The following is a 26,352-nucleotide window of genomic DNA, read 5'->3' as shown; positions in this document are numbered from 1 at the left end:
TTGAGTGACAAGTATACACTAAAAAACCTTCATTACCTGTATAGTCCTTCAATTGCAAAGAGTGGGAATAGTAGCAACTTTTTTACACTTCTAATCGGAGCTTGGCCACATATAATGCACTATACAGCGCAGGATCATTAAACAGTTGTTTAAAAGGAGGCAATGGACGTTGCTGCAAATGATTGAAAAAGTCGTACTAGCTATGGCGGCCATTCGTATTTTATCCGGTACCCTTGAGATAACCGCAGCGCTTTTCATGCTGCACTATAATACGGTAGAACGAGCACTCGTCATCAATTCCCTGCTTTCCATCATCGGTCCTATTATCTTTTTCTCGACGATGACGCTTGGAATCTATGGATTATCAACGAAATTATCATTCGGCAGCTTAATCTGGATCATGCTCGGCGTCGTTTGTATTGTTTATGGGATTAAGAGATAAATGATATGGCTTCATTACAAATAATCTCGCAGAAACAACAAATAATCTCACGAAAATAACTATTAATCTCACGAGAAATTTCATAATCTCACGAAAAGAGCTAAAATAAACGCGAGTCGACAAAGTGAGCTTGCAAGCTGCCTAAAACCTGTACCCAGACAAATACGTCAGAAATTCTTTTTGTTTACCGTGATTATACTTCGTTAACGCATAGGTATGAGCATCCGGAATGTCCACTGAATAACAGTCCACCTCTAGCAATCGCCCTTCTAACAGCTCTCTTCTTACTGTCGATAAAGGTAAGAACGAGATTCCTAACCCTTCCGCAATAAAGCGTTTTGTTATGTGAATCTGAGAAACCTTCATCATCCGAACGCCGGGATAACGGGATTTCACGCGTCTGCAAAGATCATCCCAATATCCTGGATGATTATGTGTTAGTAGATAATTTGAGAGCAGTACTTCTTTTTCATCCAGCGGAGGAGCTGCTTCAAAATCCAGCCCATCGTGCGGTGCCACTAATACGATTTTGTCTTGATAAAGCATCTGACTCGTAATCTCAGCATGTGAACTTCCTAAACAAGAAAGCCCAAGGTCCACATCTTCGTTTAAAACCGCTCTCTCGATATCTTCGGAATCAATAATTTTTATCGAAATCTCCACATCGGGATTGGCTTTTACATATCGTTTTAAAACAGAAGGCAGGATCGTATCTGCAATAAGCGGTGAGATTCCGATACAAAGCTTCGTATCATAGCCTTGCTGAAACGCGTTTAGATCCTCAAGTCCACTTTCATACACCTCCATCAGTTTTTTCGCATGCTGCAGGTACCTTCTCCCTTCCGCTGTCAGCTTCACTCTTCTGCCATCTCGTAAAAATAGTGACATCCCTAATTCAGATTCCAGCATTTTAATATGTACAGAAACAGAGGGCTGAGAGACATGAAGAATTTCAGACGTTCTTCTAAAATTTTCGCATTCTGCCGCAGTGATAAATGTTTGTAGCCAAGAGAACTCCATTCTTCTTCAATCCCTTCTGATTAACTTTTCTTATTAAATCAATTAAAAACAATTAATATCATAAATCAATTTCATTCTATACAATGATACTAAATAATGGAAGGAGTGAAAACCATGATGCAAAAAGGACTGAAAGGAATCGTTGCAGCGGAAACAGCAATCAGCCATATTGATGGTACAGAAGGCAAGCTAATCTACAGAGGTTATGAAATTGGGCACCTTACTTCACGTTTTTCGTTTGAAGAAGTGGCACACCTTCTTTGGTTCGGTAAACTTCCTGACGATGAACATATAAAAAATCTCAAAAGCGAACTTATAAGAAATCGTGAGCTTTCTCTTCATATAAAATCAATCCTAGACCACCTTCCTGAAGACATGGATTTGATGAGTTTAATTCGAACGGCCATTTCGTCTGAAGGTGTCGCAAGCTACAGATGGAAGCCAACCATTTCACAAGCCATTAGGCTAACGAGTCTTGTTCCGACAATCATTTGCTATTGGACACGTCATTTGGATGGTAAGCCTTTTGTTGAGCCATCTACCAAGTTAAGTCATGTTGAAAACTACCTATATATGTTGACTGGTGAGATCCCAAGTAAAGCCCATACACTAGCACTTGAAACATACATGATCTTAACGCTCGAGCATGGCATGAACGCCTCTACTTTTTCAGCTCGGGTTACAGCATCGACCGAATCGGATATGGTTTCAGCCGCAACATCTGCAATTGGAACGATGAAAGGACCTCTTCATGGCGGAGCACCTTCAGCGGTCATTGACTTGCTAGACGAAATTAGAAAAGCTGGAAGTGCTGAACAAGTGATACGAGGGAAATTGGAAAATGGTGAGAAGCTCATGGGATTCGGACACCGTGTTTATAAAACACACGATCCACGAGCTGTTGCGCTAAAAGCAAAACTTTTAGAGTTGGTCGGTGAAGATGAGTGGTTAGATCTCGCGCTACAAGTAGAAGAAACAGCGATAACGTTACTCGAGGAATACAAACCAGGCAGAGCGTTGTATACAAACGTTGAATTCTACGCCGCAGCAATTATGAAAGCGATCGAACTAGATCCTGCCTTATTCACCCCTACCTTTACAGCAAGCCGAATGGTAGGGTGGACCGCTCACATTTTAGAACAATCAGAAGACAACACCATTTACCGTCCACAGTCGGTGTATACCGGGAAGTTTCACGATAAAGTTACAAGTAACGAATAGCCAATCCATATAGAAGCATCTCTAAACTCAGTGGTAGAATTAGAAGTAAGAACTCTTTGAGAAAGAGGTGCTTTTTCGTGATTCTAAAATCAGTGTTATATAGAAAAGAGAAGAAACAAGAAGGATATCCATTTCAACTCCCACTTCTTCAATCCCTAGAGTCTCTTCACTTTCAAAAACCAGTCACAATCTTAGTAGGTGAAAATGGAACAGGGAAATCAACGTTGCTTGAGGCAATCGCAGATCAAGCTGGTTCTGTTCAGATCAATCGGTCAGAAAAAGAAAACTCCGATATCAAAAAATTGTCCAAGCAACTTAAATTGACGTGGAGTGTGAAAACGAAAAAGGGATTCTTTTTGAACGCAGAAGACTTTGTAACCTTTGTAAGGCGTGCTGCGGAAATGAAGGAAACGGCGCTACAAGAATTAGCAAACATCGAAGTAGAATACAAAGACAAATCTGCTTATGCCAAGAGCCTTGCTTCCCTTCCTCACAATCGAACGCTCTCTGAACTTAAAGAACTTTATAATGATGGTCTCGAGTTTCGTTCGCATGGAGAACGCTTTCTAGATTTCTTTCAATCACGCTTTCGCCCAAACGGCTTATATATTCTCGACGAGCCTGAGGTTCCGCTCTCGCCTATGAAACAGTTAAGTTTTATATCGATGTTAAAAGAGATGGAGCAACAGAACGCACAGTTTATCATCGCGACTCATTCTCCCATCTTAATGGCCTATCCTGGTGCAGAGATTATCAGTCTCGATTCCCTGCCACCCACTCCAACTCCATACGAAGAACTGGAACATGTGCAGATCACGAAAAACTTTTTGGAGAGTCCGGAGAGGTTTTTGAGGCATTTGTGATATAGTGAGTTCCACATAAAAAAGGCACTCCGCTGATCCACAGCTAGTGCCTATTCGTTAATTCTTTTTATCAAAATACATCCCATCCACTGAAACTGACTGATACGGGTTCGCATAATGGGTGTTTTTTTCTTTCTTTTTCTTCATCGTTGAAAGATTATGCTTAATCTCTTCGAACTGCCTCGCTAGAAGAGGATCAATCGTTTCGTTCATCTTTACAATCAAACGCCCTATACGCTGTTCGTCTTCTGAATACGTGGCAGGTAAGTTGCTGATTGTCGCTTGACGCTGATCGAGCAGTTCATTTAAACGCTCGATATACGATTCGCGCTCTTCTTTCGGTAAACCTGCGCTCACGTGATCGTATAAATTCTTCGTGATCTCGAGCAGAATTTTTACCGCAGGCATTACACGCGCCCTGTTTCGCCATGCTGCATACGGCGGTTGATCAGGATTACTTCTTTCCACGTATTGCGGAAATCCAGCACATAGTCTTCCACTTCATCCAAGATCTTCACGTCATTTTGAATGTTTGCTTCAATTAGACGACGGTTGATGTAATCGTACATCGTCATCAATGACTTCGATACTTCAAGGTCCATGTTCAGCGTGACCATCAACTCTTGAATGATTTTTTGTGCTTTTAATAGGTTCGTATTCTTTTGTTCTGTATTTTTAAGCTCGATCCCCGTTCGTGCGAGACCGATAAATTTTAAACATCCGTTATAGAGCATGAGCGTCAACTCGCCGGGAGACGCCGTTTGGACTGAGTTATTTTGATACGCCTTGTTTGCGTTAAGTATGGACATGTAAAGGTAACACTCCTTTTTGGTTTAAAATTACTGTCCGCCGCCAAACTGCTGCATTAAGTAAGCTGATTGCTGATTAGAACGTTGAATGGCTGATTCCATTGCCGAGAACTGACGCCAATATCTGTCCTCCACCTGTTTAAGGCGGTCTTCAAAAGCTGAAATACGTTTGTCTACGTCAGTTAACTCTTTACCTAACGTAAACTGAGCATTTGTTCGAAGCGCGTTTCCTGCTTTTAGTTCGATTTTGTCGACAGTTTGATCGATTGAGGCACGCAGTTTTTTTGCAATGCCTTCCACGTTATTTGTGCTATCGCCAGTGAACATCTTCATCACAGCTTCAGGATTCGCCGCTAATGCTTCTCTTAGTTTCTTGTCATCGATCTCCAGTTTCCCTTTGTCGAGGTAGTTACGGGAAGTCGTGATTCCGATTTCAGAAAGCTGATCATATTTCGTGTCCCCTGTATTAACCGAAGCGTACAGAACCGAACGCATCGTGTTCAATCCACTCGAAAGGATAGAATCTCCACGCAGCATCCCGCTCTTCGCCTTCTCATCCCACAGTTCCGCTTCTTTTTCAGATAAGTCTTTGCGCTGTGCATCCGTTAATGGAGGAAAATCACGGTACTTTGTTTCCGCGGTCTTTTTATTAATCGCTTCAATTGTTTCGTTGTACTTTTTTACAAAGTCTTTAATTGAAGTGATTACACCTTCCGTATCTGTGGTTGAACTGATGGTAGATTCACCTACTGCTTTTAGTGAATAGGAAACTCCGCTGATTGTGAAGTTGTTGGATGGTCGTTTAATATCCGTTACTCCATTCAGGTTAAATATTGCATCTTTACCATCGACTGTAGGAGTAGGTTCTAATAATTGAGCATTTGTTCCACTAAGCATGGAACCAAATCCAATTTGACTAAAGAAGCTTACTGTAGCTGTGTCTTCAAGAGAGAGCTTAGAACCTGATCCTGTTAAGTTATTTGATATCGCAAATTTTCCAGTAGATTCATCATAAAATGCAGACATATCTAAACCAGCTTCAGAAAACTTCTTTGCAACCGACTCTAAAGTATCTTTTGTTGGGTCAATCGAAATTGTTTTCACTGCTTCAAACGCTGCGTTACCCGGTTTCTGAACTTTTATTTTCAGCTCAATAGGTGCCGTTCCAAATGATGCACTAACATCCTTTAGCAAATCCGTGCCCTTTGCATTAACACCAGTATCTAATATCGGTGCAGATACCCAGTTCCTTGCTGTTGCCAGTTGAGTAACTTTAATGTTAGAAGTAATATTCGAAGCACTTCCCGCTGCAGTCGCAGTTACCGCATTTGGATTCGTGCTTGTTACCGTCTTCTTATTGAACGTCCCCTGAAGTGCGATTCCGTCTAGAACAAAACGATCAAGATCGGTAAGCAGCTTATTCATAGAGCGGTAATCATCACGCTGCCACTCTAGCGTTGTCTTTTTCTGCGCTAGTTTATCGAGTGGAATGCGCTCTGCTTTCATTAAGTCGCCAACGATCGTATCGATGTCCATTCCGCTCGCTAATCCGCCAATTCTCATACTCACGGTTCATCACCGTCCCTAAATTTTTTTATCTACAAAAATACCCATAAAATCAATCATATCCGCATACATATCAAGGAACTTTTTGTTTGGAATCTCCTTGAGTACCTCTTGCGTCACTTCGTCCACGACCTGAACGTAATAATCGTTCAATTTTTCGTGAAGCACAAATTTTGAAGAAGTGTGTGCCGGTTTTAACATATCGTTCATCGCATGGATCACTTTTTCTAGTGATTCTTTCGTTGGTTTACTCTGTACTGAAGCTTCGGCTTGAGTCGATTGTTCTGGTTGGTTTTGGCTTTTAAGCACAGTATCAGACTTTTGAAATACAGGAGAACTAATCGATTGCAGTTCCACCTTCATCGCCCCTTTTATTTTCTCTAAAATTTATATCGGATTAATCAAAAAATTGTTGAGGACGAGTAAAGAAAGAAGTCCAGAAAAAAATTTTATTACAATTCTATGAAACTACTCAATCTTCTAATTATTTATTGTAAAATAGTTGCTTAGGAACATAATAAATGCAGAAAAATGACTAATAATGTCTGCGGCATTTACATATAGCAATACATACACTAAAAAATGAAAAATTGAAAACGAGAGGATTCTGGCAGTAATGAAACACCGACAATCGAAGCAACACCGAAAACGCAGCCAACAGCCTAACTCAAACGTTAAGCAAACGAAAGCCATGGAACAACCTCTGCACAAAAACAGATACATAACTGGCCTCGATGGACTAAGGGCCATCGCCGTACTTGCAGTTATCGCCTATCATTTGAATTTTGATTGGGCGGCAGGCGGTCTTTTAGGAGTTACTGTCTTTTTTGTTTTATCAGGATATCTAATAACCGATCTATTAATCTCGGAATACGTCACAACAAATTCTATTAACTTTAAAAACTTCTGGATCCGCCGTGCCCGAAGATTATTGCCAGCCATGTTTACGATGCTTCTCGTCGTCGTCACATATGTAACCTTGTTCGAGCCATCCATGATTGAAAAACTTGAAGAAGATACCGTTGCAGCGATTTTTTATGTAAGCAACTGGTGGTATATATTCCAAGATCTTTCGTATTTCGAAAGCTTTGGACCCCCTTCCCTACTAACCCACTTTTGGTCGTTAGCGGTGGAAGAACAATTTTATATCCTATGGCCGTTGGTCATTATCGTCCTATTAAAAATGAAAGTTCGTGAAGGTTCCCTGTTTTCTATGATGCTATTGGGCGCGCTCATTTCAGCAGCTACTATGACACTTCTGTACGAACCAGGCGCAGATCCGAGCCGCATCTATTACGGAACAGATACGCGAGTGTTCTCCCTTTTACTAGGAGCAAGCCTTGCCGTCATCTGGCCGAGCCGAAAACTGTCTAGCACGCTACCACCTGAAATTCGTTGGAAACTAGACTTCGTCGGACTATTCTCACTTGCTTTTATCTTTTACATGTTCGGAAGCACAGATCAGTATCAAGACTTCCTCTACCAAGGGGGAATGGTCGCGATATCCGTTGCCGCTCTATTAGTAGTAGCCGTTATGGTCCACCCATCCAGTAGACTCAACACATGGTTGAGCTTTAAACCGTTACGCTGGGTCGGCGTTCGTTCGTACGGCATCTATCTGTGGCACTTCCCGGTGATTGTTCTAACGAGCCCTCAATGGGGAGCCGATGCGCCTAACTTAGTGAGAACGACCTTACAGATTGTACTTATCCTCGTTCTAGCTAACCTATCTTGGAAATACATCGAGAACCCAATCCGTAAAGGTGCGTTATCGAGGTTCTGTCGAGTCGTGAAACGCGGGGAATGGAAACGTGAACGGTCGTTTATCGGAAAGTTTGTCTTAACAGCATGTATTCTAGGTCTTTTCATGTGCGTATCTGCGATCGGCTTCACGACAACTTCAGTAGCATTAAGTAAAGATAAAGTAATCTCTGCTATACAAGACAAAGTTGGAAATGAAGAGCCTCCGCCAGAGAATACGGTGAGACCAGAACCGAAGCCTGATGGTGCTAAAGACGACGCAAAACCGGCAGAAGAGCCTAAAGAAAAACCTTCTGAAGAAACACCATCTGATGATGGAGAAACAAACGAAGAGAAACAACCTGCTCAAGATACTCGCTCTCTCTCTGTCATCGGCGACTCTGTCATGATTGATGTGACGCCTCACTTAGAGGAAGTATTCCCGAATGCAAAAGTGGATGCGAAGATTGGACGCCAGTTTAGAGAAGCAGAAGATCTTGTTCAGCAGAAGAAAAGCTCCGGAAGTTTAGGAGAAATCGTGGTGATTGAGCTTGGAGCGAATGGGCCACTATCTGAAAAGAGAATGCATAACTTGATTGAGCTAATTGGTGATCGAGATATTTATATGATTACAGCGCGTGTTCCTAAACCTTGGCAGCGGGAAGTGAATGAGACGATTACTAATGTTGCTAAAGAGCACAAAAATGTTGTAGTAGTGGATTGGTTTACGAAGAGTGAATCTCATCCAGAATACATTGGGAATGATGGTGTCCATTTAACCCATACAGGTGCTAAAGAATACGCAGAGTTTTTGATTAAACGTATTGATTAAATAAGCAAAGCCAATCATCCGCTTAGGGTGATTGGCTTTTTCATTCTACTCTTTTTTAATGAGTGGATCTTCTTTTCCGTTCGGAGCTGGAAACTCTCCTTTTGGAAGGTCTTTTAAGTAATCCGTGAGTTCAGGTAAATAATAAGCTGAGATAGTGATTTCGTATTTAAGTTGGTCAGTCACAGCATCAGAAGAGGCAATCTCTAACTCATCCATACCTGTAAAAGTTATTCCCTCTACAACAATTACACGTTTTAACTCTTCGACCGTTTTAATAAACGTTTGAATGCTCTCATAATTTTTTGAGACGACAGACATTTCAGCAGTAATTTTTTTGACACCCTCAGGTAGAACTTCTGGAACAGGCGATGTTGTGGCTTCACTTGGCTCAACATCGTCATCTTCGTTTGAAACCGTTTCTGCCGCAGCTTCAGAGGTTTCAGTGGAAGTTTCTTGTTCAGTATTTTCATTGTCTGAAGGTTCACCAGTTGGCGATTCTTCAGATGCAGCTTCCTCAGTCGATTCTTCTTCAGGTGCCATTTCTTCTTCGTCTTCCGATGCTTCTCCATCACTAAAATCCATCGTTAAAATTAAACTGTCTGACAACACTTCTGCTTTTTCAAATTGCAGCATCAGTTGATCAATAAGTGGTTTCACCGGAACTTCCTCTTGTAAGGCGAACGTATTTTCACTGGTTTGTGTTGTAACAGCAAGAGGGGCTGTTGCTTTATCCAATAAGTCTTTTTGCTGTTTGGTTTCAGCATCGACGGACTGGATTTGCTGATGAAGAGGAGAAAGTACGCCGAAATAACTATAGACGCCTCCAACCATAAACAGAACAATGATGCCAAGAGTGATGTAAGTTAGAATCCGCTTATTCTCCGCCATTCTCTTCACCTTTTAACTCTAGAATTTTATCTCGCTCAAATTCAATCTTGTACAAGCTGCGGTAACGAGGCAGATAATCCTTCATGGCTGTCATATCTTCCCCTTCGTTAATTTCCTCAAAGTTTGTCGTTTCCATTTTTTCAATCGTGGCTGTAGCTAAATAGGGCGAGTTGGTGAGTTCATATAAATAATGCGACGTTTCAGCCAACGTATCAAACTGCGCTTCTACGAGAATCGTCTTCTTATCCTTATACTCATATTTCATAAAAAAACCACGTTCTGGGAGAAGAGCGACAAGATGTTGAAGAAGGTCAGTAGCCGCTATTTTCTTACCCCGTATGTATTCGATTTTCTCAGCGAGAGGGGCGGACTGTACAACAGGGCCTGATTGCTCTTGGTTCTTGATTTGGGTTTGCACCAACAGCTTCTCTTGTGCTAACAATCGTTCCTTCTCTTGTAATTCACCACGACTCACGTAATAATCCAGACCAAGCCAAGTACTCGATCCTAACAGCATGGTAATGGCAACAATGAATAGAATGGTAGTCTTAAGCGATTTCTGTTCCTTAACGGGTAACAGGTTGATGTCGACTAACATAGCTGCACCTCTTTTAAACCGAGTCCTAACACAACGTCAAACTGTGATGGCAGTTGCTGATCAGACTGATCGATGGTGAGTACGGGCACGTCTAATTTAGAAGCAAGTCTTTCTTGTATGTACCTTAACTCGGGAAGTTCCCCAGAGAGAATGACTTTCGTTACACCCTGTTCCCCATGATTAATCGTGAATTTATAATAGTTAACGATTCGCTCAATCTCAACAAGCTTATCTTCAATCAATCCGTGAACAAATCCAGAGTCACCTTGCCAAACAATCTTTTGCACCCCGGTAGAATGCTGTTTAAAATTCCAGCTTTTATAATCGGTCTCCATCTTCAAATGATTGAAGAAATACGGCTTATGTTGGTGAAAAATACTTAATTGCACAGCAGGAATATCAAACTGCAAGCAAAGGGTATGATCTGTTTCAGAAACAAGATTCTTCATAAAAATAAGTCGGTACAAGGCAACACATGAAGCATCCGCCACAACGGGTTTTAACTTAGCATCCGTTAGCAAAGACGAATATTCATGAACCATTTTTTCAGAGGCTGCAAAAAGAAGAATTTCACGCTTTTCCCCATCCGTTTCGAGCAAAACAAAATCAAAGACAGGGTCCTCAAATGGCAGGTGGATCGTATTTCCAAGTTCCATATAAAGGTAGCCCTTAATCTCTTCATCTCTTTGGTTAGCAGGAATATGGTGTTTACGGATAACGAGTTTGCTGTCAGGGATCAGAAATTGCACTTCCCGGCCTTTAATTCCCCACTCCTCTACACACTCTTCTAGAATAGTGAGAAGGGTGTCACGGTCGGTAATGATGCCATCTTGAATGAGTGCTTCAGGCAGGTAGCGTTCTCCAGAGCTTTTCACGTCTAGGTCCTCGGGCTGGCGGTAGTCTAGAAAGCGGATGACGTGGTCTTGGAGTAATAGGTTGATTCGTTTTTTGTTGAAGCGGCCAAGATTAATTTTCATGTATACCACCCTTTGTTTGGGAGTAATTGTTTATTAGCAGAATACCTTTTACCATTCCACCTTTAATAGATGAAATCGTAAAAGGATACCTTTATTCCCTCAAATTGATTGAGGGAATAAAGATTTACTAGATGTTATTTATTAAGAAAATCTGTTAATTCTTTTTCTGTAGCCGTTGCTTCGGTACTTCCACTATTCTTTGCTACCTTACCGCCATCATGATTGACAATACTATATACTTTCCCATTCAAGTTAACTGTCCATGTATCATCTTTTAAATTACTAACATAAGTTTCTAGTTCAGCAGGAGTCCAGCTAACCTTTTTACTATCTTCAGATTGAGCTAATTTAGCTGCATTAATAATTTGTACTGCTTCGGTAACTGCTGCCTTATCTCTTGTTTTACCAACAATCCCCCCAATACTAACGACAGCAATTGCTGCAATAATCCCCAAAATAACGATAACCACTAACAATTCAATTAGCGTTAAACCTTTTTCATTTTTTGCATACTTTTTTAATAGTTTATTTACCATTCTGTTCTTACTCCCCTTTATTTTTAGTTTGTTTTCAACTCATCGTTTTATAGATCTCAAACATAGGCACCATAACGGATACAACAATCGTCCCTACCACTGAAGCCAAGAAAACAATCATCAAAGGCTCAATCATCGCCTTCAATCGATCAGTCCCTGTTTCTACTTCTTTCTCGTAAAAATCAGCGACTTTTGCAAGCATTTCATCAAGAGATCCCGTCTCTTCTCCTATTGAAATCATCTGTGTCACAAGCGGCGGAAAGATCCAATGTTTTTTCATCGGTTCTGTTAACCGTTGTCCCGTTTCAAGTGAACTCCTAGACTCACGTATGACTTTTGCCACGACCTCATTCTCTACCACCTTCTCCACAATGGACAAAGACTGGAGAATTGGTACAGAGCTTGAAAACAGAGAGCTCAATGTACGCGTCATACGTGCCAAAGCTGACTTTTGAAGCAGCTTGCCGAATACAGGTACTTTTAAAATCACATAATCAAAGTAATACCGGCTGGATTTATTTTTACGAATAATCAAGAGTGCTAGATAGAGTAGTACAAAAAGTGTGATCAAAAGCCACCAGAACTTCTGTACAAAGTGACTGGCTGCTAGGACGAAAAGTGTGATCGCCGGTAGCTCTCCACCTGCGTCTTGCAGCATGGCCGCGAACGTTGGCACAACCTTTGCAAGCAGGAAGATGACAACAAACACCGCCACTACTCCGACAATCATCGGATACATCATAGCTGAAATTATTTTTTGTTTCGTATAATGCTGTTTTTCAAAATAAGTAGCGAGTTGGTCGAGTGTATCGTCCAGACTACCACCTGCTTCTCCTGCAGACACCATGTTTATGACCATCGGAGGGAAAACATTTCGGTGCCGGCTCATTGCACTAGATAAAGGATTTCCTTGCCGGAGCTCCTCTTCCACATCCGCTAACACCTTTTGCAACGCTTTACTCTCGGTTTGAGCAGATAAAATGCTCGTGGAATCTACGACAGATACACCGGCTCTCAGCAAGGTCGCAAACTGTCTTAAAAAGATGACAAACTGCTGCGACTTTACAGGACTGCCTAACGAAATTTCCTTGTTAAACAGCGTTTGTTTCATTTCTTGCACTTCCGTGACGGCAATTCCTTTTTCTTTTAACTTTAGAACCGCTTCCCGTTTCGAGAGTCCCAGTACGGATCCTGTTCGCTTTTTCCCACTTTTGTCACGACCCACATAACTAAACTGTGCCATCTTAGCCTCCCTTCTCCAGGAGATATGGCTCCACGAACTCTCTTGAAACTTCATTGCGTTCAAGAGCTTCCTTAGCCGACATTTCGAACGTATGCATCCCAGCGTTCTTGCTTGTCTGCATCACACTATGAATCTGGTGAATCTTCTCATTGCGGATCAAGTTGGCAACGGCTGGCGTGTTCACTAACACTTCAGTGATTGCCTTGCGTCCTTTTCCATCCATGGTCGGAAGCAGCCTTTGCGACATTACCCCGACTAACACAGAAGCTAACTGAATCCGAATCTGACCTTGTTGTTCTGGCGGAAACACATCGACAATCCGATCAATCGTTGACGATGCATTTGTTGTATGTAGTGTGCCTAAAACAAGGTGACCCGTTTCTGCTGCTGTGATGGCAGTCGCAATGGTTTCCAGATCTCGCATTTCCCCTAGTAAAATCACATCAGGGTCCTGGCGGAGTGCGGCGCGTAGACCGTTTGCGAAGTTGTTGGTATCAAAACCAATTTCGCGCTGGTCGATCACGCACGTTCGATGGCGATGCAAGTACTCAATCGGATCCTCTAACGTTATGATGTGCCGGCTCATACTCCGGTTCATAAAATCGATCATCGAGGCAAGAGTCGTGGACTTCCCGCTTCCCGTAGGTCCTGTAACTAACACGAGCCCTTGGTGTTTCCCCGCCATCTTTCTCACACTTTCGGGGAGCGCCAAATCTTCCATGCTAGGAATGGAAGTTGGAATGATTCGAAACGCTAAGCTTACACAAGAGCGTTGACGATAGGCGTTCACCCGGAATCGCGACAACCCTTGAATACCATAAGAGATATCAATCTCTCCCACTTCTTCAAACTCTGGATAATACTTCTCTTCGATGACGATTTGTGAGATTTGCAAGGTATCTTCCGGTTTTAACGACTCACTTCCGTAACGTTTCAACCCTCCGTTAATCCGAAAAACTGGAGGCATGCCAACGGACAGGTGAACATCGGATGCTTTTAATTGAAAGGCTGCTCGGAGCCATTGTTCCAATTTCTCTTTCATGACTGCACCTACTCGTTGATAGCTACACGCAAGACTTCTTCAGTCGTCGTTAAGCCTTGTTTTACTTTTAAAAAGCCATCATCAATCAAAAAGATCGTTCCATTTTTCATGGCATACTCTCTCAGTTCAACGATCGGTCGGTTATTCATGATCAACTGGCGAATGTGTTCATCAATCACTAACACCTCATGAAGCGCAAGGCGTCCTTTATAGCCTGTACTGTTGCACATTCCGCAACCCTTACCGCGTGACACCGCTTCAATCTTAATACCGCGTTTGGCAAAAATCTCTTTTTCGCGTTCAGTCGCTTTAAACGTTTGTTTACAATCACGGCATACTCTTCGCACAAGTCGTTGAGCAATGACTCCAGATAGTGATGCTGCCACCAGAAACGGTTCAACACCCATATCTGTCAAACGAGCAATCGTCCCGATTGAGTCGTTCGTATGAAGGGTACTTAACACCAAGTGACCGGTTAAAGAAGCACGAACCGCAATTTCCGCGGTTTCTGTATCACGGATTTCCCCAATCATGACGATGTCTGGATCCTGACGAAGTATGGACCGCAGCCCGCTTGCAAACGTTAGGCCCACATTAGAATTCACTTGAATTTGATTGATACCAGCGAGCTGATACTCAACAGGATCTTCAATCGTAACCAGATTCACTTCCTCTGTGTTCAGCTTGTTTAGCGCTGCGTATAAAGTGGAAGATTTTCCTGATCCTGTAGGCCCTGTGATTAAAATAATGCCATTCGGCTGTTTGATGAGATTGGAAAACCGCTGCATGTTAAGCTTGTTAAACCCTAGATTCTCTAAATGGTTCAGTGAACTGCCGAGATCGAGAATACGCAGAACGATCTTTTCACCATATATGGCTGGCAATGTAGATACACGAAGATCCACAGGATGCATATCGAGCGTCATCTTAATTCGGCCATCCTGTGGCAACCGGCTTTCAGTTATGTTTAAGTTTGCCATGATCTTAATACGTGCTGTCAGCATATTCTGCATATGCTTGGGCAGACTGCGCTCGGTCTTCAGCATGCCGTCGATGCGGTACCGCACAACGAGCTTAGTTTCGTGCGGATCAAAGTGAATATCACTCGCTTTTTGTTGAACCCCTTGCTGAATGATCTGGTTCACAAGCTTGACGATCGGCGAGTCTTCTTCCGTCATTCGGCTGTCATCTTTTAGGGACCCGCCTTGCGGAATCAGGTCCAAAAACTCTTCCATGGAATCATCGATATCGTAAAACTTGTTATGAGCGCGAATGATATCGTCTTTCGCTGAGATGGCGCGTTCAATTTGAAATCCCGTCGTCAATCGCAGGTCATCAATGACGGTAAAATCCATTGGATCTGCCATAGCAACGAACAGCTTGTCCCCTTCTTTTTTCACCGGCATCAGAAAATGTCTGCGCGCAAATTCTCTAGGGACGATGGCTACTGCCTGTTCGTCGATCGGATATCGGTACAAACTGATGTGTGGGATACCAAGTTGGAATTCCAATACCTCAATTAGCTGCTGTTCGGTTAGAAGTCCTTTTTCAATCAGCGCGTCTCCAAGCTTTTGGTTGCCGCGTTTTCCTTTTAACGTTTGCTGAAGAACTTCATCAGAAATCAATCCAGATTCAACTAACAGATCACCAAGTCGTTTTTTAGGAACGATCATTGCACATCACCATCGCTCTCTTTTTCAGGTTCGGTGGTTGTTTCTTTTTCTTTTCCTTTTCCTGTTCCAGGAGTCGGCATCTGTGGAATCGGTTTATCACTCGGATCTGTTCCAGGAATACCCGGTAGTACAGGTACGTACGGATTCGGATTAGCCGGATCTGGGTTCCACGGATATGGGTAGGGAAACGGGTATGGATATGGAACGACAGGGTATTCCGTTTCTGGCGTCGTTTCACTCGTTTCTTCTTCCTCGATCAGGTAGCCTCTTTCTTCAATCCGATGCTTAGGCGGATAAAAGTCTTCCGCTAACTTCTCAGAAGCCACTTCTTCTCCTCCTGAACCAAACGACTTTCGATACACGGTTGCCAAGTAGCCTTCACTTCCGCTGTTCACCGTCACAGAACTGAAAATAGAAGCGAGTTGATCTGTAAAATGGATAATCGTCTTCGGCTCATATACTTTCTTATCAACCTTAACCGTGTACGTGAAAGGAAGAGGGACTCCTACAATGGAAGTCGTTAATTGACTTCCTTCTAATACAAAGTTCAATTTGTAAGTAGAGGCATTCGGATTTTTGAAAGCCAAATCCATATCTTCAGGTTTAACAAAGGCCTCATATCCAAGAGAGGCGTAATTCGGAAGTTCTCGTGATGTATGGCGTTCGATGATCGTAAAATTTGTTTTTTGTATCGCTGTATAAATGCCGCTCGCTAGCACGTTTAAGTCGATCGAATCTTGTGGTGTCAAACTCACACTTTCAATGGCTCCGATGAGGGAAAACACCTCTCCAGGTTTGATCTCGTATTCCTCAAGACCTTCCACATACTCTTCCAAAAGTACATTCTCACTTGGTAGTTTGATGGTGCTTTCACTTACGATTTCTTCGGCTTGACCGAACGTTGTTAAAAACTCATTCACCGGAACTTCAAGGTTTGTTGTTTGAAGGGTGGAACCCATTTTCTTTAAATGGGCATACAACATTTCTTCGTCTAAAAGTTCTTGAAGTCCCGAAACGTCTAGCTGCTCAAGAGATGCTGTAACCGCTTCTTCGTTCAGATTTACCACCATTGAAGATGAAGTACCCGTTATGCTTTTAAGGCTTTCTTCATTTTGAAACTGCCACGCTTCGGGTGATAGTTTTACTTTTTTATCGTTGTAAACGAGATAGACAGGATGTTCACTCTGCCACTTTGAGACTTGATCGTTTACGAAACTTATGGCCTCTGATTTCACAACACCTTCTAACGGGATGGAAGCGAGCACAACCCCCTCACGATACCTGTCTTCTTCAAAAAAGTTTGAGTATACCTTTGTCCCTAAGTGACTAAGAAAGAATAAAAATAGAGCTGCAAGGCTAAGGGATGCAAAGATTGCAAGAAAATTTTTCGGATTGAATTCTCTTTTAGCCATCGCTTTGTCTTTATCCCACAACGTTCATGGAAAGTTCAGCTAGCACAGCAGGCCCTTTTTCTTGAGCTTTCCTAACATCCTCTTTCTTTAAAGTCGTACCGTTCGGAAATAACAGATTGCCGTTTCTCTCGAAAATATCTTTTGTTGTCGTTCTTCCTGTAAGCAAAGTTAATTGTTTTTCTTGGAACTCAGACAGTTCTTGTGTTACTTCTGGTTGTTCAACGGTAGCGGCAACTTCATTCAAATTGCCTAACAACATTTCCGCTTTATCTAAGAAATTTAGTTGTGCTTCCTCTTTAATGACGATCAGATCACGGCCATAGGTAATGAGCTGTTCTGAAGACAAGATTACTTTTTTAGAACGTAACGAAAGTTCAAGACCAAGAATGGCTCCTGTATCTTCATTAATGAAAAACTCCGTTGCTTCACCAATCAGTTGACCTTTACGATCAATTAATTTTGCGCCAACGACGTTGATTTTTTTCTGAACAAGCTCGTTAGCAATCGGAATCTCCGTTAAATCAAAAATGGATGTGCTGTCCTCAATCATGACGGCAAACTCCCCTACACCCACGATCTTCTTAAAGGGAACAGCACGAACACTGATCTGCCAATCAGCATGTTCAACCGTAAGAAAATCAACCATTCCTTCTTTTGGGTTAACGACTAACGACTTAACATGACCCACTTCCGCTCCATCTGCAATACTAATGATTGGTAGTCCAACAAACTGATTACTCTTTTTCATAACATTCACCCAGTCCTTTTATGTTTAAATAATATGTTGTTATAAAGTTATTGTTTTACAAGAAAAGTATCTCGGTACCTTTTCAGCTCTTCTGCAATAACGGGGTACGACTGCAATCGACCCTCCATTCCGTCTAACAAATCACTCACTCTTGATCGTTCATCTACTGCCACATAAGAATCTAGCAAAAGCTTGCCAAACAGATAATAATCTTTGTCCGATAATGTTTGGTTCCATATCGTGTGAAGCATCACTTGATAAGACTCGTCGTCTGCTTGCTCTTGATACCCATTCAAAGTACTTAACAACATATCCTGTACTTCGGCATTCATATCTGGCGCAGGATGTTCACTCTCAGCTTCTTCTGCAAATGAACCTTCACTTTCGGTTTCATTAACTGGCTCAAACTCATCTGCGGCCTGAACAACAGCTTGCTCTTCCGTCTGTTCTTCTAGAGTAGATTCAGGCGTGTAACCGTCTTCTTCCATTTCATTGATTTCTTCAGCCCATTCGGCTATATCGATTTCCTCAACGGTTGATTCAAAGTGTTCTGGATTTACATCTGCAAGTTTTTGTTCTTCTAGGAGGTGTTCTTCTATGATGGGTTTCTCAACGAAGTGGTCTTGTTCTGTGTCTGATAATTCTTTTGCTTCCATAACCATTTCGTTTGTTGCATCAACTTCTAAGTCTCTAACAAACGCTTCCTCAAGAACTTCTTCATCGTTGTTTAGAATAACTTCTGCATTCTCTTCTACGATATCTTTGGTAGCAATCGGTTCTTCATCTAATGGTAGCTCTTCAATCCATTCTTCCTCATCAAGTTCTTCCAAAAGAGCAGAACGTTGCAAAAAAATGTCCACATTATCTATATCGGTAACAACCGGCAGTTCCGTTACATCTTCTGAAATTTCTCTTGTTTCAGTCAAGAAAGCAAACTCATCATCCGTCAATTCAGCAAGCCCATCGATTACATCTACTTCCATTGGAGGTTCTACAACAGATTCTGCAATTTCTAGTACAACATTTCGATCGTTTTCAAGGACGTTTTCATCTAGATCCAAATCTAAGAGATCGATAACATCAAGACTCTCAAACGCTTGTATAGTAGAATCCAGTTCCTCGTGTGGCATGTCGATCAAAACTTCTTGTTTCGTCATTTCTTCTACTTCTAGAAGACCTTCTACTTCTTGAAATTCTTCTATTTCTTGAAGTTCATCTACCGTTTCAGCACTTTCTGGTTCCAGAACTTCCGTTTTATGTTCTAAATCCTCTGACTTCCTCTCACGTAACGGCTTTTCTTCTGTGAAAGATAGAACGATCTCCGTTTGTCCAGCAGTTGCAGGCATCAAGTTCATTCTTTTTTCTGCCACATAAGAAGTAACAAATGCTATCGCCATAATGGCAGCAAGGGCTAGTCCATAAGACAAGTTATCTAATACAAATAAGCCGCCTAAAGCGAGTAAGAACGCAAGCCCTAACAGCGTCATCTTTAACTTTAATGGGATGTTTGGCGGATAAAAATACAACACCGTACCTGCAATCAATGTAAACGTGAATAAAAGAACAAATGGTATCAATGGCTTCTCCCCAATTCCAACATTAGCTAATTAAACCTATAATACTACAAAATCACTAAAAAACATCCAAAAATATCAAACTTTTCTAAATAATATTGTATAATAAAAGAGAAAAATGAGGTTTTCATAGTACTTTTGTACTGATTCTGACAAGGAGGCAGATGTGATGTTATCAGAAAAAGGTTTCTCTCTTATTGAAGTGCTCATTTCGCTTATCATCCTTTCTGTTTCAGTAATCGGTATTTCGCAGTTTTTTAACCAAGCGAATCAAATCTCCACCGGAAACAATAACAAGCTGGTCGCAACAAACCTGGCTAGAATGACGCTTGAGCGTTTACAGAACGATTATGGTGCTTATGAGATGAAAGCTGTTCCTAAAACGTACGAAAAGAGCGCATGTACCTCCCCCTCTTGCAGAGATATGTATGAAACGCTCATCAACAACAATACATACGAAACCAAAATTACCGTTAAACCACAAAAGGGAAAAGAATCCTCTATCAACCTTTTTCCTGTAAAAGTAACCATTCAATATATGAGTAACCAAAAAGTACAAAGCACATCAGTAGAGGGGTATGTGAAAAATGTTAAATAACCTAAGAAATCAAAAAGGGCTTACCTTGGTTGAATCACTCCTCTCCCTCGTCCTTTTTTCTATTATCGGTACCGTTATTTATTTTGTTTTGCTTAGTGGTCTAAATACCGAAAAAAAAATTTATAACGAAACGCTGATCCGGGACGAAGCGGACCTTGTCATGTCCCAAATCATAGATTCACTCTACACCGCGCCAATTTCCAAAGTAAAAGACGCTTCAACGGGTTCTCAAAGTCTATTAGTCTATGAAATAAATAAGAACACCAGCAAAACAGTGGGATTCATTAATCACGTTCCCGTCATAAACGGGCAGTCCATCAGCACGAATGACTACAACTTTAAAGATTCCACCATCGTAAAAGTAGGAAAAAGCGTCAAGATTACGTTACATGTAAAAAGCAACAAAAATGAACGAGCCAAAACGCTAACACTACAAAGTCAATTCGGACTATTGGAGGAGTAGGAATGAGAAAACACTTATCTGAAAAAGGAAACACACTCATTATCGTCCTATTGATGATCGTGATTTTCACGGTAGCCGGACTTTCCTTGGTTTCCACTACCTTCAACGGCGTTAAAAAAACCGGTGCACGTGAAACACAGATCCAATCCGTCGAGCTTGCTGAAAAAGGCATTGATTACTTGTCTACGCTACTTGAAACAAAAACGCAGCCATTAGCGGGATTGCCTGCAAAAGACTTTAACGATTCACTAAATATCATTATTAAAGATTACAAAGTAGATCATGCGAACACTCCATTTTTATCAACCGCTACGCTCTCTAATGACGCTGACGGTACATTGAAAGTAAAAATCTATAACGTGAAAAAAGTAACATCTGACCCGGATGACTTAAGCCAGACGATGACACTACATAGCCAAGCAACGGTCAACGGGAAAACGAAAACATTGATCTCAACCATACAGCTCGGGGCCAAACAAGTACCAGAAGCCTTAAACTATGCCATTGGTGCATATAACCCGTGTAAAGGAAAAGAAGGCTGTACCGCACGTGAGGATGATGGCAACATGTTTCTGCATGGCGGTGTTGCCATAAAAGGGGACCTTTATGTAGAACGCAACTTGATTACAAAAAACAAAGGAATCGTAGGAACAGAAAACGACTGGATTCCTTCTGATCTACCGAGTGTTGAAGGGGAAAACGGGAAGAAAGCGCACTTGATTCTTCCAGGCAGTCTTTATAAGATGACGTCGGATTTAAAATACAGCGACCATATTAAAGAAAAGGTCTTTGAGAACAAAAGTCCTTACCAAAGAGTAAACAAAGAGAATGTCAGAAATGCCTTCACTTCTTTTACAGAAGTAAACAAAGAATATGTACCGATTGTGGATACAAGGAACCCGGGATTTGCTCCGATTGATATTGAAGGACAGCGGAACAAATATTACTTTCCTGAACTCGGTAACTCTTTTCCTGTTACAAACGTGAAAGACGGAAATTTCAACAATAATCCACATAAAGATCATATTAGGGACCAATATGCCTCTTCAAATGTACATGTAGATTCAAAAAACGATATTAAATTTAATGGAAGCTTTGTCTTCAATCGCTTCAGCTCTAGAACTTATGCTGAGAATAGAGATATCACCATTAGAAACGGTAAAGATGGCTGGAGTAAACTAACGTTTAAACAAGGTGCCTATTTTGGAGGGAATGTTGTAATTGGCGATAAGAGTACGAGCCATTACAACTACAACGACTATGAACAATTTGAAATGGATGGGCCCATTTTTGTAGATGGCGACCTAACCATCTGGGGCTCTCATATCAAATTTAACTCTACGATTTATGTAACAGGCAAGACAACGATCCGCTACTCTCGATTGCAAGGTATTCAGAACAATAACATCGAAAAGTCACTTGTTTTGTTTGGCAAAGACTCTATTTTAATTGCGAACAACAACGTTTATGGAGATACAGCAAACATCATTAGAGGGTTCTTTTATTCAGAAGAACAAATGGAGATTTACGGTGTGGGTTCAAACGTAGAAATTCAGGGTGGAGTTTTTGGGAGAAAAGTTGTCTTGAATGCAACAAAAGGGCAAGTAAAAAGAGGAAGCACCCAACCCTATCTTTTTGATTCAGGGCAAGCACAGATGTCACCTTCTAGGTCACGTCTAAAGATTATTTATAATCCAGAGTTAATTAAAAATCCACCAGAAGGTTTGCCGACTGTAAGAGACTTATCTGTTTCACAGTTAGATCGACAACTTCAATGATGCAGCCTTATTAATGACGCACCCTCCCCCATCGGGAGGTTTTTATTTATTTCACAAGCCACACATTAATGATGACATGCCAGGAAATGACGATAAAATAAACAAGTAAAGCAAGGTTTAACAGTATTTGCACTCTTCTTTTAAGAGGCACAAACCCAATGGCAATAATAAGATAGGTAAAAAAGAATTTTACGAGTAAGAAGATAACAGGATCATATTCATACAGACTCCGCATTAACGGATTAAGTTCTCTTCCACCCTTTTGGAGCAACTGATGAGTGAACAGAGCATCAGCAGCATTTAAAAGCCCTAGACTCAAACAGACCCATAGATGTTTTTGTATACGAAACACGCGATCCATCCCTACTCACTCCTCTCTCTAAATGAAGTATACCCATAAGTAGAGAGAAAGTTTACTAGAAATGTGTTGCAAAAAGCGACAAACTTTTTTTGAATATAAGTATTTACAAACTTAGATACACTTTGGGTGATATGCTTACCAGCATGCACATGGATATTTACAAACCGTTTACTTGTGCGTTAAACTTCTCTGAATTTAAAAACAACTTATTTCGTATACATTTAATAGCGAAACTAATTAAAAGAAAGACCTCTAACTTTAACTTTAGAGGTCTTTAATAGAGAATACTCAATAGTTATCATTGCACATAAACAATTGTTTCAGCTGTTTTGCCATTATATGTGGCTGTAATTGTTATCGTCATTCCAAGCCTTGTACTAGTAGACATTTGCAACAATCCCGTATTGCTTACAGTTGCGTATGAAGAAGATCGTGTATACGTGATGCCGGATGTAATCTCTTGTGTCGTTCCATCGCTCATGGTTGCCATCACTTTTAATTGCTTTGAACCTCCTGGTGCTAAGGTGAAGGTATTCTCTACAAAGTTAATGGATTCTACCGTTGGTCCTGCATTTGCCACATTTATTGTTGCCGTAGTAGATTTTCCTTCATAAGTTGCGGTTACCGTTATTGTCATTCCAAGCCTTGTGCTAGTCGATAATTGTAAAACCCCTGAGTTGCTCACTGCTGCATACGACGAGGATCTTGTATACGTAATACCACTTGTAATCTCTTGAGTCGTTCCATCACTCATTGTTGCCAACATTTTTAATTGCTTTGAACCTCCGGGTGCTAAAGTGAAAGTGTTCTCTTCAAAGTTAATGGATTCTACCGTTGGTCCTGCATTCGCTACATTTATTGTTGCCGTAGTAGATTTCCCTTCATAAGTTGCGGTTACCGTTATTGTCATTCCAAGCCTTGTGCTAGTCGATAATTGTACCCCTGAGTTGCTCACTGTTGCATACGAAGAGGATCTTGTATACGTAATACCACTTGTAATCTCTTGAGTCGTTCCATCACTCATTGTTGCCAACATTTTTAATTGCTTTGAACCTCCGGGTGCTAAAGTGAAAGTGTTCTCTTCAAAATTAATGGATTCTACCGTTGGTCCTGCATTCGCTACATTTATTGTTGTCGTAGTAAATCTTCCTTCATAAGTTGCGGTTACCGTTATTGTCATTCCAAGCCTTGTGCTAGTCGATAATTGTAAAACCCCTGAGTTGCTCACTGTTGCATACGACGAGGATTTTGTATACGTAATACCACTTGTAATCTCTTGAGTCGTTCCATCACTCATTGTTGCCAACATTTTTAATTGCTTTGAACCTCCGGGTGCTAAGGTGAAAGTGTTCTCTTCAAAGTTAATGGATTCTACCGTTGGTCCTGCATTCGCTACATTTATTGTTGCCGTAGTAGATTTTCCTTCATAAGTTGCGGTTACCGTTATTGTCATTCCAAACTTGGTACTTGAAGATAATTGTAGCAACCCTGCACTGCTTACGTTCGCATAGGATGAAGATCTTGTATAATTAGCATCTGAAGTTATTTCTTTTACAGATCCATCACTCATTGTTGCTTTTAAAAATAACTGTTTACTATCACCTGGTTGCATTAGAAATGCGTCTTCAACAAATTCAATATTAGCTAAGTCTGGCAATCCATCATCTATAGTTATTATAGAAATACTACTATAATTACCATAACTAGCTTTAACATTAAATTGTACTCCGTCTCGTGCTAAGTTCGATAAAGTTAAATATCCGTCAGAATTGATTTGAGCATATGAAGAAGAAACAGTATAATCTACATCTCTATTATTTAAGGTTTGCAAACTCCCGTCATTCATATAAGCTGTAACCCGAAACTGATGACTCTGTCCAGGCTGCAATGTTAATTGGACTGGTTCGAGTTCTATTCTTTCAGGAAGTAGAGAATCAGTATTAACCTGTACACTTGCTGTTTTCCCACCATAACTAACCATGATCGTCGCAACACCATTTTCAGCTGTAGAAGGAATAGTAATTAATCCTGAAGAATTGATGGTTGCTAAACGATTATTACTACTAGAATATATAATACCTGATGAGGCTTCAGTAATATCCATTTCAGAACCATCTGTAAAATGAGCTAAACTTTCTATCTGAAAGGTTTCTCCCGCTTCTAATGTGATTTCTTGTACATTGGTAGTAATAGAATCAATTGTTGGTGCATCAATATCAATTATATACTCCTTTATTATGCCAGCATATATTATACGAATTTTAGCTTCTCCACCCAACGCAGTATCTTTCACTAAAACTGCACCATTGCTGCTAACAGAAATTCTAGTACTGTCTAAATTTTGGAAAGTAACATTACCATTTAGTTCAATAGGTACCGTTTCACCATCAGACATAAGTGCACTAATTTGTAATTGAAGACTATCATTTCTCGATAATGTAGTTCTTTCAGGTGTAACAATAATATCTTCAACCATAGGTGCATCAATATTGACAGTCACAATTCCAACATGACCGTTATTGTATGCCCTAACGTAATAAGTCCCACTCATAGCAAGATCAGATACGGTTAATAAACCGTCTTGATTTATAGAAATTTCACCATTATTACTTATATACGTAGTGCCTTCACTTGTAGGTGTAATATTTTTAGTACTTTCATTAATTAATTTACCTTGTACTGAAAGTTGTGCTGAATCACCTCTACTTAGTGACAACGTCTCAGGTTCAACAGTTAAACCAGTAATTTCATTTAAAATAGATGGTATTTCAAGGGTTCTTGTAACTACCTTTTCTTCTGTATCATCTGAAGTAATAACAATAGAATATTCTAATGTTTTGTTTTCTTCAGATGGCTCAATTTCCAGCTGCCAAGAACTTTGTTTTAATTCATTAACATTAATTGCACCTAGCTCTATCTCTTCACTAAAACCTTCTTTTAGTTTTATCCCCTCAGGAATAATAACTTTGGCTTTTACATTATTTGCAGATGCCGTACCTACATTGTTTATATAAGCTGTTAAAATATATGGGTCCGGTGAGTAGGTACCGTTGTTTAGTTCCACTGTATGTGGAGCCGAAATATTTACCGCAAGTGGAGGTTCTAAATCCTGTGTGAACTCTGTTAATCCATAATATGTTATGTATTCTCTGACCTCACCTGGCTGAATCAAATCAGGGTTCCAATATACGCTTACTGCACTATCCCCATTTGAACTTCCTGTTCTCACAATATAATTCCAAGGAGTTGACATAACATTACCCCAGTTCGTAAATTGCACTTTATCAGGTTTATTCATGAAAGAAGAGTAAAATGAGCCTTGCGCTGTAACTGTTGGTGAAGCTAAATTATCAAAAGCCTGCCAATACTGAGGAATGTTTTCACCCGTGTACTCCGTTTCAGTTGTAACTGCACCCACACCTGGAATTCTAAAAGGTGCAGCATCGTTATTTCCCAGCATGGTATCCATCATAATTCTTAAACCTGTATTATGGGCTTGCGTATCATTGTTAGTAACCTTGTATCTTATTTCAACAGTATCTTCTTTTAACGTATTACTATTTCTAATAATTCTTATATTTTGCTGAAAATTTACATTGTTTATATTTTGATAAGCTGTTGAGCTTAAAGACCCTATATTTAAAATTGGTGATTGGAAGGATGTAAATTTATGTTCGGCACCATCTAGTTTTATTGTTGTATAAGATGTTCCCGGATTTGGATGACCATAAATTAAACGTTTATAATCGTCAGCCGAATAATTTTCCTGCCCTCCAGTCGTACCGATTGTATAAAGGCCGCGTTCATTAAGAACATATTCTATATTATTATTTGAAACTGAATAATTCGCAAAAACATTTGCTGAAGTAAAATGAATCGATAATAATAAAATTAGTATAAAAAACAAAGTGCAAGAGAGTTTCTTAATCATACTATCCTCCTATAAATATTACATAAAAAGTAAAACA

24 protein-coding genes are annotated in these 26,352 nt (G+C 40.6%); 7 read left to right on the top strand and 17 right to left on the bottom strand.

Annotation, left to right across the window (positions count from 1 at the left end; translation table 11 throughout):
* Positions 1-178 precede the first annotated feature (178 nt).
* Complete coding sequence (locus tag ACOZ9X_RS01055) at positions 179-442, top strand: YqhV family protein (RefSeq protein WP_171005664.1); 264 nt, start codon at positions 179-181, stop codon at positions 440-442.
* Between the two features lie 141 nt (positions 443-583).
* Here ACOZ9X_RS01055 and ACOZ9X_RS01050 read toward each other — a convergent pair whose 3' ends face one another.
* The gene (locus ACOZ9X_RS01050; RefSeq protein WP_423416662.1) at positions 584-1,462 is read right to left on the bottom strand and encodes a LysR family transcriptional regulator; all 879 of its coding nucleotides are present in this window, start codon (positions 1,460-1,462) and stop codon (positions 584-586) included.
* A 114-nt stretch (positions 1,463-1,576) separates the two neighbouring features.
* On the opposite strand from ACOZ9X_RS01050, the gene ACOZ9X_RS01045 reads away from it, so the two are divergent.
* A complete protein-coding gene (locus ACOZ9X_RS01045) occupies positions 1,577-2,683 on the top strand; it encodes a citrate synthase/methylcitrate synthase (RefSeq protein WP_423416661.1) in 1,107 nt (368 codons plus the stop codon).
* A 77-nt stretch (positions 2,684-2,760) separates the two neighbouring features.
* Complete coding sequence (locus tag ACOZ9X_RS01040) at positions 2,761-3,546, top strand: AAA family ATPase (RefSeq protein WP_423416660.1); 786 nt, start codon at positions 2,761-2,763, stop codon at positions 3,544-3,546.
* 57 nt (positions 3,547-3,603) lie between these two features.
* On the opposite strand, the gene ACOZ9X_RS01035 is transcribed toward ACOZ9X_RS01040, so the two are convergent.
* The 4 genes from ACOZ9X_RS01035 to flaG are packed head-to-tail and all read right to left on the bottom strand — an operon-like array spanning position 3,604 to position 6,278.
* Positions 3,604-3,954 carry a hypothetical protein gene (locus tag ACOZ9X_RS01035; protein ID WP_423416659.1) on the bottom strand — a complete coding sequence of 117 codons (351 nt, stop codon included), beginning with the start codon at positions 3,952-3,954 and terminating at the stop codon, positions 3,604-3,606.
* Positions 3,954-4,355 carry a flagellar export chaperone FliS gene (gene fliS, locus ACOZ9X_RS01030; RefSeq protein WP_423416658.1) on the bottom strand — a complete coding sequence of 134 codons (402 nt, stop codon included), beginning with the start codon at positions 4,353-4,355 and terminating at the stop codon, positions 3,954-3,956. The genes ACOZ9X_RS01035 and fliS overlap by 1 nt, the downstream gene beginning before the upstream one ends.
* A gap of 30 nt (positions 4,356-4,385) precedes the next feature.
* The gene (locus ACOZ9X_RS01025; RefSeq protein WP_423418195.1) at positions 4,386-5,918 is read right to left on the bottom strand and encodes a flagellar hook-associated protein 2; all 1,533 of its coding nucleotides are present in this window, start codon (positions 5,916-5,918) and stop codon (positions 4,386-4,388) included.
* Between the two features lie 21 nt (positions 5,919-5,939).
* Positions 5,940-6,278, bottom strand: coding sequence for a flagellar protein FlaG (flaG, locus tag ACOZ9X_RS01020; RefSeq protein ID WP_423416657.1), 339 nt, complete (start codon positions 6,276-6,278; stop codon positions 5,940-5,942).
* Positions 6,279-6,537: 259 nt separating this feature from the next.
* Here flaG and ACOZ9X_RS01015 point away from each other — a divergent pair, with 259 nt between their 5' ends.
* On the top strand, positions 6,538-8,493 hold the full coding sequence (locus tag ACOZ9X_RS01015) for an acyltransferase family protein (protein ID WP_423416656.1): 1,956 nt from the start codon (positions 6,538-6,540) through the stop codon (positions 8,491-8,493).
* A 45-nt stretch (positions 8,494-8,538) separates the two neighbouring features.
* On the opposite strand, the gene ACOZ9X_RS01010 is transcribed toward ACOZ9X_RS01015, so the two are convergent.
* The 10 genes from ACOZ9X_RS01010 to ACOZ9X_RS00965 all read right to left on the bottom strand — a co-directional run bounded on the left by ACOZ9X_RS01010 (position 8,539) and on the right by ACOZ9X_RS00965 (position 19,187).
* Positions 8,539-9,381, bottom strand: coding sequence for a hypothetical protein (locus ACOZ9X_RS01010; protein ID WP_423416655.1), 843 nt, complete (start codon positions 9,379-9,381; stop codon positions 8,539-8,541).
* The gene (locus ACOZ9X_RS01005; RefSeq protein WP_423416654.1) at positions 9,368-9,979 is read right to left on the bottom strand and encodes a hypothetical protein; all 612 of its coding nucleotides are present in this window, start codon (positions 9,977-9,979) and stop codon (positions 9,368-9,370) included. Before ACOZ9X_RS01005 ends, ACOZ9X_RS01010 begins: the two co-directional genes overlap by 14 nt.
* Entirely contained in the window at positions 9,973-10,956 is a 984-nt protein-coding gene (pilM, locus tag ACOZ9X_RS01000) for a type IV pilus biogenesis protein PilM (protein WP_423416653.1), read from the bottom strand. Before pilM ends, ACOZ9X_RS01005 begins: the two co-directional genes overlap by 7 nt.
* A 134-nt stretch (positions 10,957-11,090) precedes the next feature.
* The gene (locus tag ACOZ9X_RS00995) at positions 11,091-11,492 is read right to left on the bottom strand and encodes a type II secretion system protein (RefSeq protein WP_423416652.1); all 402 of its coding nucleotides are present in this window, start codon (positions 11,490-11,492) and stop codon (positions 11,091-11,093) included.
* 34 nt (positions 11,493-11,526) lie between these two features.
* Entirely contained in the window at positions 11,527-12,735 is a 1,209-nt protein-coding gene (locus ACOZ9X_RS00990) for a type II secretion system F family protein (protein WP_423416651.1), read from the bottom strand.
* A gap of 1 nt (position 12,736) precedes the next feature.
* Positions 12,737-13,777, bottom strand: coding sequence for a type IV pilus twitching motility protein PilT (locus ACOZ9X_RS00985; protein WP_423416650.1), 1,041 nt, complete (start codon positions 13,775-13,777; stop codon positions 12,737-12,739).
* Between the two features lie 8 nt (positions 13,778-13,785).
* Entirely contained in the window at positions 13,786-15,450 is a 1,665-nt protein-coding gene (locus ACOZ9X_RS00980; RefSeq protein WP_423416649.1) for a GspE/PulE family protein, read from the bottom strand.
* Positions 15,447-16,862: a VanW family protein gene (locus ACOZ9X_RS00975; RefSeq protein WP_423416648.1), complete on the bottom strand. Its 1,416-nt coding sequence runs from the start codon at positions 16,860-16,862 to the stop codon at positions 15,447-15,449. The genes ACOZ9X_RS00980 and ACOZ9X_RS00975 overlap by 4 nt, the downstream gene beginning before the upstream one ends.
* 10 nt (positions 16,863-16,872) lie before the next feature.
* On the bottom strand, positions 16,873-17,610 hold the full coding sequence (locus tag ACOZ9X_RS00970) for a PRC-barrel domain-containing protein (RefSeq protein WP_423416647.1): 738 nt from the start codon (positions 17,608-17,610) through the stop codon (positions 16,873-16,875).
* A gap of 47 nt (positions 17,611-17,657) precedes the next feature.
* Complete coding sequence (locus ACOZ9X_RS00965) at positions 17,658-19,187, bottom strand: hypothetical protein (protein ID WP_423416646.1); 1,530 nt, start codon at positions 19,185-19,187, stop codon at positions 17,658-17,660.
* Between the two features lie 166 nt (positions 19,188-19,353).
* Here ACOZ9X_RS00965 and ACOZ9X_RS00960 point away from each other — a divergent pair, with 166 nt between their 5' ends.
* Genes ACOZ9X_RS00960 through ACOZ9X_RS00950 form a run of 3 tightly spaced genes read left to right on the top strand, consistent with a single transcriptional unit; the run spans position 19,354 to position 22,023 of the window.
* Positions 19,354-19,782 (top strand): type IV pilus modification PilV family protein, encoded by a 429-nt coding sequence (locus ACOZ9X_RS00960; RefSeq protein WP_423416645.1) that lies wholly within the window; start codon positions 19,354-19,356, stop codon positions 19,780-19,782.
* Positions 19,772-20,245, top strand: a complete 474-nt coding sequence (locus tag ACOZ9X_RS00955) for a prepilin-type N-terminal cleavage/methylation domain-containing protein (RefSeq protein WP_423416644.1) — start codon at positions 19,772-19,774, stop codon at positions 20,243-20,245. The genes ACOZ9X_RS00960 and ACOZ9X_RS00955 overlap by 11 nt, the downstream gene beginning before the upstream one ends.
* A gap of 2 nt (positions 20,246-20,247) precedes the next feature.
* Positions 20,248-22,023, top strand: coding sequence for a hypothetical protein (locus tag ACOZ9X_RS00950; RefSeq protein ID WP_423416643.1), 1,776 nt, complete (start codon positions 20,248-20,250; stop codon positions 22,021-22,023).
* A 46-nt stretch (positions 22,024-22,069) separates the two neighbouring features.
* Here the strand turns inward: ACOZ9X_RS00950 and ACOZ9X_RS00945 are convergent, their stop codons facing one another.
* Positions 22,070-22,384 carry a DUF5658 family protein gene (locus ACOZ9X_RS00945; protein ID WP_423416642.1) on the bottom strand — a complete coding sequence of 105 codons (315 nt, stop codon included), beginning with the start codon at positions 22,382-22,384 and terminating at the stop codon, positions 22,070-22,072.
* 298 nt (positions 22,385-22,682) lie between these two features.
* Entirely contained in the window at positions 22,683-26,315 is a 3,633-nt protein-coding gene (locus tag ACOZ9X_RS00940; RefSeq protein WP_423416641.1) for a hypothetical protein, read from the bottom strand.
* Positions 26,316-26,352: the final 37 nt, after the last annotated feature.

The organism is Fictibacillus nanhaiensis (assembly GCF_049537595.1).
GTDB lineage: Bacteria > Bacillota > Bacilli > Bacillales > Fictibacillaceae > Fictibacillus > Fictibacillus nanhaiensis_F.
This window is presented reverse-complemented; position numbering and strand designations above follow the sequence as displayed.